The organism is Parabacteroides sp. An277 (assembly GCF_002159645.1).
GTDB lineage: Bacteria > Bacteroidota > Bacteroidia > Bacteroidales > Tannerellaceae > Parabacteroides.
Map to the genome: position 1 here is coordinate 102,361 of NZ_NFJB01000009.1, position 7,232 is coordinate 109,592.

Annotated in this window: 8 protein-coding genes and 1 pseudogene; all 9 read left to right on the top strand. The window is 39.6% G+C overall.

Features of this window, described 5'->3' with window-relative positions; genetic code table 11:
* Positions 1-285 precede the first annotated feature (285 nt).
* The 9 genes and pseudogenes from B5F77_RS05355 to B5F77_RS05395 all read left to right on the top strand — a co-directional run bounded on the left by B5F77_RS05355 (position 286) and on the right by B5F77_RS05395 (position 7,143).
* Positions 286-1,833, top strand: coding sequence for a tetratricopeptide repeat protein (locus B5F77_RS05355; RefSeq protein WP_162607956.1), 1,548 nt, complete (start codon positions 286-288; stop codon positions 1,831-1,833).
* A 148-nt stretch (positions 1,834-1,981) separates the two neighbouring features.
* Entirely contained in the window at positions 1,982-2,344 is a 363-nt protein-coding gene (locus tag B5F77_RS05360; protein ID WP_087328710.1) for a DUF3244 domain-containing protein, read from the top strand.
* Between the two features lie 10 nt (positions 2,345-2,354).
* Complete coding sequence (locus tag B5F77_RS05365) at positions 2,355-3,020, top strand: hypothetical protein (protein ID WP_087328712.1); 666 nt, start codon at positions 2,355-2,357, stop codon at positions 3,018-3,020.
* Positions 3,017-3,340 (top strand): hypothetical protein, encoded by a 324-nt coding sequence (locus B5F77_RS05370; RefSeq protein WP_087328714.1) that lies wholly within the window; start codon positions 3,017-3,019, stop codon positions 3,338-3,340. The genes B5F77_RS05365 and B5F77_RS05370 overlap by 4 nt, the downstream gene beginning before the upstream one ends.
* A gap of 187 nt (positions 3,341-3,527) precedes the next feature.
* Positions 3,528-4,883: a Vps62-related protein gene (locus tag B5F77_RS05375; protein WP_162607957.1), complete on the top strand. Its 1,356-nt coding sequence runs from the start codon at positions 3,528-3,530 to the stop codon at positions 4,881-4,883.
* Between the two features lie 77 nt (positions 4,884-4,960).
* Positions 4,961-5,389 (top strand): hypothetical protein, encoded by a 429-nt coding sequence (locus B5F77_RS05380; RefSeq protein ID WP_087328719.1) that lies wholly within the window; start codon positions 4,961-4,963, stop codon positions 5,387-5,389.
* Positions 5,390-5,553: 164 nt separating this feature from the next.
* Positions 5,554-5,961 (top strand): annotated as a pseudogene (locus tag B5F77_RS15970) (HU family DNA-binding protein); the annotation flags it as partial.
* 12 nt (positions 5,962-5,973) lie between these two features.
* Positions 5,974-6,306, top strand: a complete 333-nt coding sequence (locus tag B5F77_RS15975; RefSeq protein WP_255377031.1) for a DUF4469 domain-containing protein — start codon at positions 5,974-5,976, stop codon at positions 6,304-6,306.
* 174 nt (positions 6,307-6,480) lie between these two features.
* On the top strand, positions 6,481-7,143 hold the full coding sequence (locus B5F77_RS05395) for an outer membrane beta-barrel protein (RefSeq protein ID WP_162607958.1): 663 nt from the start codon (positions 6,481-6,483) through the stop codon (positions 7,141-7,143).
* The last annotated feature ends 89 nt before the right edge of the window (positions 7,144-7,232 follow it).

Genomic DNA, 7,232 nt, shown 5'->3' on the forward strand with positions numbered 1-7,232 from the left:
GCCCCTTTTTTTATTATATTTGCACCATATAAAAAAGAGAATAGAATGAAGCATAGTTTTATATTTTTGTTGTTAAGCATCTATTTAGTGGGGTGTATGCCCAACAAACCAGAGTACAAACAGTGGGTAAAGCAGGCGGAAGCCGCATGGCCGGCTGCTCCCGAAGAGGCGCGTGCTTGGTTGGATAGTGTCGAATATCCGGTATTGTTGTCGGACGAGTGGCTGACGCGCTATTGCGTCTTGGCGTGCCAGTTGGCGGATTCTATCGGGTCTCCCCTTCCGTATATGGATGATTTGGAGCGTGCCCTTTATTACATGGAGCAGCATGGCGATTTGACAGAGCAAGCCCGCATGGGTTTTTATTGGGGACGTGCGCTGCAGGAAGAGGGATTGCATCGCCCAGCATTGAATGCTTTCTTGGAAGCGGAAGCTCAAAGCCACGAGGCGGAGGATTGGCACTTGGCAGCGCGTGTTTGTAAGGAAATAGGAATTTTATACGAAGAGCAAGATGACTATGATTCTGCTCGAAACTGGATGGAAAAATCTGTAAAACTTTATCAACAAACAAATGATAAACGAAATTTAGGACTGACTTGGAGACTTTGGGGCAAAGAATATGCTGCATTAGGAAAATTAGACTTGGCTTTGAAGTGTATGTATCAAGCCGATTCTATTATTAGTCAATTGGGTGATTCTACAGATATGTCTATTATATATAATGGTATAGGTAATGTCTACCACATGATGGGAAATTTGCCAAAGGCTAAAGCTTATTTATATAAGTCTATCGCTTTTGACCCGAATAATTCTGCACCGACTTGCTCTGCATTGGGAAGACTTTATTTAAAAGAAGATAGTCTGGAAAAAGCAGAATATTTCCTGAATGAGGCCAAGCAACCGAGCTCAAATCCTTATACACATATGGAATTGTTATATCATTATGCTACTTTGGAAGAGAAAAAAGGAAATTTGAAGGCCGCATTGGATACTATGAGAAAGTATGTGGATATATGGGATAATAATATAATGGAACTAAGACAGGTAGATTTAGCCGAAGCTGAAGCAATATTCAACCGTACACGGATGGTGACAGAAAACGCACGTTTACAGCACCAAGCGGATAGGAGAGCCATTATTGCATTAAGTTCGATAGTACTTTTGTTGACATTTGTCGTATGCTATCAATATCAGATAGGTAAGCAGAAAGCGAAAAATAAACAGCAAGAGCAGCAAATAGAAAAGTTAGAGAAATCGGTCTCGGAAAAAAACGAAGAGCTACAATTTCAGTCCAATCAAATAAAATCGCAGCAAAAAGATTTTTTAGCCTATTTGGCAAAGGTTGTGGAGAAATATAAAAGTAAGGAGAATGAAATAACGAACTTGCAACAACGTTTAAGCGAACGAACTTTGCAAGCTCGGAAGGAAATGAGTAATCTGAGAGAGGAATTTATCAAACAAATTACTTTGCTGTTACAAAAAACATCTATTTATCAGAAAATGCAGGAGTACTTATATAAAGCAACGCATAAAAAAGCAGATAAGAAAGAAGTACATTCTTTATCTTCGGATGATTGGCAGGAAGTTTATACGTTCATGGATATAATCTATCCTCGGTTGCATTTCCGTTTTTTGCAAGCCAAGTTATCAGAGAAAGAACAACAATATTGCTACCTTGCCTTATTTGGTTTTTCACCTAAAGATGTATCTGTTCTTATGCATGTGAACAGTGATACGCCTGCACGGGCTTATACTCGTATCTGCACCAAGTTAGAAATAAAAGCTACAGACAAAAGAATTGCCCAACGCTTGGCTGAAATAGGCTTGAGTGATTGAATTTTCGCTTTTATATGTACCTTGTCCGGTTTTGGATATGTAAATAGTTGATTTACAATAATAGTTTGTCCGGTTCTAAACGGTATATTTTCTTGCAGGCTTTCTGGAAGGACTATACCTTTGCATTCAGAATTTAATTTTTAGAGTTATGATGAGAGTCGTAAAATTGTTTGCAGTGGCAATTGCCCTATTGGTAGTTCTTCCCGCTTTTGGCGAGAAGATATTTTGGAAAGGTGAATGGCTTTCTTTGCCAACATCAGAGGAGCTTCTTACATCTATTTGTGGTAATATAGATGAAAAGACGAAGACGTTGACATTCGAATTTCCATGTGGCTTAGGCGACGTAATAGTTTCTATTATGGACGCGAGTGGTAACCTTATTTATCAGGAATCGGTACAAACAGATGTGACACCAAGCGTAACTATTTCCTTAGATGGCTTGGATGTTGACGATGGTACGATTTCGATAACGGATGGGGAGAATTTAGTATTTGGTAGTATTAATCTTTGAAATTATCATTATGAATAAGGGATTTTTAAGTTTAATGTTATTTGCCTTATTAGTTCTTTCTTGTTCTAATGATGCTTTAAATAACATTGGGATAGAATCTACGAGAAGTTTGAATATGAATTCTGTAGATTCTATGAGAAATGTCACTATTATTTCGTCTATGGAAGATTTTTATGCTTTTTTGGCAGAAAAGGTAAACTTGAATTCTTTGCAAAGAGACTATACCCCAAAATACTCCATACCCAATGCTAGTATTACTACAGTAACTAAGGTAGGTTATACAGAGAAGTTTATGATTTTTGAAGATTGCGAGAATCTGGAAATTTATTTTTCGGATTTTCAAACAGCAGATAAGTTAGGTCTGATAGCTCATAAAACTTATTTTATAACTATTGGACAAGTTGGATATACATTCCAGCTTCAAAATAACCAACATCCTAGTAGTGCGGAATCATTAGAATGTGGTTTATTATTAGATAATCCGAGGACAGATGATTTTGTAAATGCCCCAAGAGGATATAATGGATTTTATACTCCTGAAACATCAACTTCTCCATCAAAATTTTCAATGTATACCGATCTTGTTTATTTTTTAGACTATACAGATGATCCGAAAATATGGTATCCATGTAATCCTGAAAATTTAAAATGGAATGTAAATATACTGGAGTTATGAAATTTCTGTATAAATATGGTCTGTTTCTTAGTATAATAGCTATTGGGTTATCTTGTTCAGACGGCAAAATAGATTATATTGCTTCAACGTGCCAAATGAAGATAAAAAGTGGATCGACGTTTACTTTATACACTCAATTGGGTGATTCTACTGAGAATTTGATATTTGAAAATGATACCATTCTTTGGGGGAATGCTATTTGTTTTCCTGAATTGAATGAGTATAGAATCCAGGTTGAGAATATAAATAGATACTTTGTAAAAAGTAAGATCATGCTTGATGATTTGACTATGACATTTGTAAATGATAGTTTGAAATGAATAAGTACAAATTCAGATAGTAACTTTTCTTTTGGCAATATAGATTACTATATGATAGATGATTCAATATTTCATTTCAAATGTTACGGAGAAGGAAGGAACTGGATATATGCTGTCTCTACTAATAATAAAGAAATACGATTAAATGTAGATTTTGAAATTCGTTTAATTAAATAAATTAATGATTATGGCAAAAATTATTATTATTCCAAACGTAAGAGGTCTTTCTTCCAGTATGAAAGAAAGCGAGAGTTATTATTTATGTCCTACAAACACAGTGATGACGGGTCGTTATCATAAAGACGACGAAAATGGTCAAACTCAATATGAGTATGCTACTTTAAGAGCCGTAGATGAGAACGGAAAGGCGGTTTCTGGAACTATCACGGTTGAAGATGTACAATGGAGTAGTCCGGTTGCGGAATCTTCCAGTAATTTCAATGTACCTTCGAACCGTGTGATTGTAGGTCGACAGCATAAAGATGATGAAAACGGGGATACCCAATATGCTACGGCTTCTGTTAAATTCAACGGTCAAGCTACTTTTGTAGAAGATATCATTATGTCTAATCCAATTACAGAGTCTGCAGGTATTTGGTTTAAGACAGATGGTAATCGTGTAATGACAGGTCGTCGTCATAGTGGAGACGAAAATCAGCCAACTACTTATTATAGTGGTATCATTACAACAAAGGAAGAACCAATAAGAGAAATCAAGGTGATTGTTTCTTTGCATCCAGACGAAGAATATTTTCCAATGGATCCATTAGATTTTATAGAAAAGTCTCGCTTCCGTCGGCATAATAAAGGGGATAAAGATGATGGTTACAGTAAAATTGAAGGAGATTTTGTTATAGGAAGTGATAGTCATGCGGATGAATTTTACAATATTCCTGTAAGTGTCATTAATGAGTTTTACTCACCTGATATGATATTAAATCGAAGACCCGGAGATCCTAAACACAATGCGTCTTTATCTGAAGTCTTTTTACAACCACAAACTGAAGAAGTCAAAGGAGATGCCAATCCTACGGGAAATGTAGCAGCATTTGTTTATTCTTCATACTATGACGATGAAAGAGATGGTTTACATAAAGAACGTAGAGAATATTGGTTATTCTATGGTTATAATAAAGTAAGAATTGCTTCTCATCAAGGTGATTGGGAAAGAGTAACTTTAGATATTTATGAGGGAGAAATTGTTGGTGCATATTTAGATCAACATGGAACTACAAAATACTATAAAGCTAGTGAATTGGAATTGACAAAATCTAATGGTGTTCAAACTTTAAAAGTTTATAGCGCAAAAGGAACTCATGCAACATATGAAAAAGTTGGAAGTTTTAATAAGACAGGGGTTGCTGATGATGTTACAGGAAATGGTAAAACGTGGGAAATCACAAAGAATGCCAAACATTTGGTTGTTCAACCATGGGTCAAATATGCTGGTGCATGGGGAGAAGTTGGTATGTTTGTAGACACCACAGGCCCTCTAGGTCCTTGGTATAAACGATTAGACTTTCCTAATAAATCTGGATTCTAAATGTTTTTTTTACTTCATGGCGCACTATTTAGTGTGCCATGATATAGATATATTGAAAAATAGACTTTTTCCAAAAGATGAAAATAGTATATATCATTTTATGTATATTTCTTATTCTTCCTTTTGATGTACAAAGCGAAAATCCGATAGCAGTAAGGAAATTCACAGTTAGTGAAAATGTGTTCTTTTACAAACAAACTCCAGAATGGCAGAAATTCAAAACACTCTGTGCATGTGGTTGGTCAGCATTTGCTATAGGAGGTACATTGATGACAGTAGGCTCTATTGCTTATGTGGCGGATAATATGGAAACCCCAGATACAAATCATCGTTTTTTAGTGATGGCTTGCATCGGTGGAGCTCTCACCGTTGCTAGCGTCCCAACTCTCGTCTTCGCATACAAGAACAGACGGAAAGCATTGGCGATTGGGGCGACGAACCAAATCATCCACACTCCGATGCAAATGGAGCAGCAACCCGCGTTGGCGGTTCGTTTTTGTTTTTAATCCATAGGAGATGTTTACGGGAGGCAGTAAAATAGGTATTTTCTCAATCCGCCGTATTGGCGCGCTCAATACGGCGGAAAGACATCCTCAATACGGCGTATTGACACGCTCTTTCCGCCGTATCGAGAAATTAACAGAATTATTAATATATAAACAGTATCGTTATGCCGTATTACAAGATTGCGTATAACAAGCAGCAGGAGGTGTATTATCCTCGTGCGGTGGTGCAGGGGAAACCTGTTGAGACGGAAACGATTGCCAAAGATTTGGCGAAGATTTCCACAGTGAGTAATTCCGATGTACAGGCTGTGCTGGGCGACATTGCAGGCGTGATGCACGCACGTATGGCGATGGGCAAGTCTGTGCATATTAAAGGATTGGGCTATTTCCGCTACACGCTCACCGCCAAGGGCGTGAAGAAGCTCGAAGATTTCGACTTCGAGAAACAGGTACAGGCCGTCCGCGTCGAATTTATCCCTGAACGGGAGAAGATTACGAGCGGGACGTATAGCCGTGCCCTCGTGGACAGCGAGCAGCTGGAATGGATTCGAATCACTCCAGAAGCCGAGGAGGTAGAATCTGAAGTGACGGGCGTCTTGGACCTGAAGACGCAGAAAATGGACGGAACACTGACGCGCGGTCAGCTAACCAAGTTCACTGGCAACGGACTTCTCCTGGTAGGTTCGGACGGAACCAGCCCGGGAGCCATCGACTTCTACCAGTCTGATTCGCCGGATACGTCCGTAGAAACGGTCACAATATTCGGACATAATACTGATACAGAGGTGGTCTTTGTAGTTCCTATTGACCTGACGGAAGGCAAATACCAGGTGACATTGACTACCTACTACAGCGGAACGGAGACGCCACTCGAGGAGCCGCGCGTGATAGAATGCCCGGAAGTGACGCTGGTCTAATTAATAATGAAAAATTAAGAATGAAAAATAGAGGGCAGGCTTGCGGGTCTGCCCTTTGTGTGGCATGGAGTGAATCACAATCTCTCGAAAAAATAGAAAAAAATCCTCCTCCCGAGTAAGGGTTTTTCCCTTGTTTCGTGTCTTAGGGGCAGAAACATTTAAATGAAAAGTGATATGAGAAAGATTTTGTGTGTATCGGCAGTGGCTGTGTCCACTCTGTTTGGGGCGATTCCGGCGGCTCAAGCCCAGTTCAAAGTGACGCCGGAGGTGGGTATTACGATGATGAAAGAGGGATATGAAAACCGGCGGGCGACGGTTTCTCCGCGGCTCGGCGTGGGCGTGGACTATTTCTTTAACAAACAGGAGGACGGCTGGGCGATTACTTCCGGGCTCTACTATTATTATAAGCGGGAATCCTATTCGTATGGGAGTGCGATGGTCGAGAACGAGGACGGAAAGGAGGATTGGATCTCATTTCCTCTCCCGAAATATCCTTATATGTCGTCTATGGGGAATTTGACGGACTTGAAGGGGGTAGAATTTGTAGATGCCGACATCCGTCGGGACTTCCTTCAACTGCCTGTGATGGCGAAATATAAATGGCAAATCAACGAGGATTATGCCCTCTCGGCGGCAGCCGGCCTGTATGTGGCGGTGGGCGTGGGCGGCAGTTATCATGCCCAGTTCTCCGATTATGAAAAGGGAGACGAGGAGGGAAAAACGAGCACCCTGAAGAGTGACCCATACGACAACTATTATTACGAGCGTTTCGACTGGGGCTTCACGAGCCGCCTTTCGCTTCAAGTGAAGCAAGTGTCGGGCTCAGTAGAAATTTAGTGGGGATAAATTTGTTAGTTTGAAGAACAAACCTTTATTTTGCAGTATAGAAAACGATTATTTGAACATGTTGGCCAGTATAGTACTGC

What these genes read in the sequence shown, in the direction of transcription:
- B5F77_RS05380 (WP_087328719.1), top strand. Translation starts at nt 4,961, where the DNA reads ATGAAAATAGTATATATCATTTTATGTATATTTCTTATTCTTCCTTTT.
- B5F77_RS05375 (WP_162607957.1), top strand. Translation starts at nt 3,528, where the DNA reads ATGGCAAAAATTATTATTATTCCAAACGTAAGAGGTCTTTCTTCCAGT.
- B5F77_RS05365 (WP_087328712.1), top strand. Translation starts at nt 2,355, where the DNA reads ATGAATAAGGGATTTTTAAGTTTAATGTTATTTGCCTTATTAGTTCTT.
- B5F77_RS05360 (WP_087328710.1), top strand. Translation starts at nt 1,982, where the DNA reads ATGATGAGAGTCGTAAAATTGTTTGCAGTGGCAATTGCCCTATTGGTA.
- B5F77_RS05395 (WP_162607958.1), top strand. Translation starts at nt 6,481, where the DNA reads ATGAGAAAGATTTTGTGTGTATCGGCAGTGGCTGTGTCCACTCTGTTT.
- B5F77_RS05370 (WP_087328714.1), top strand. Translation starts at nt 3,017, where the DNA reads ATGAAATTTCTGTATAAATATGGTCTGTTTCTTAGTATAATAGCTATT.
- B5F77_RS05355 (WP_162607956.1), top strand. Translation starts at nt 286, where the DNA reads ATGGATGATTTGGAGCGTGCCCTTTATTACATGGAGCAGCATGGCGAT.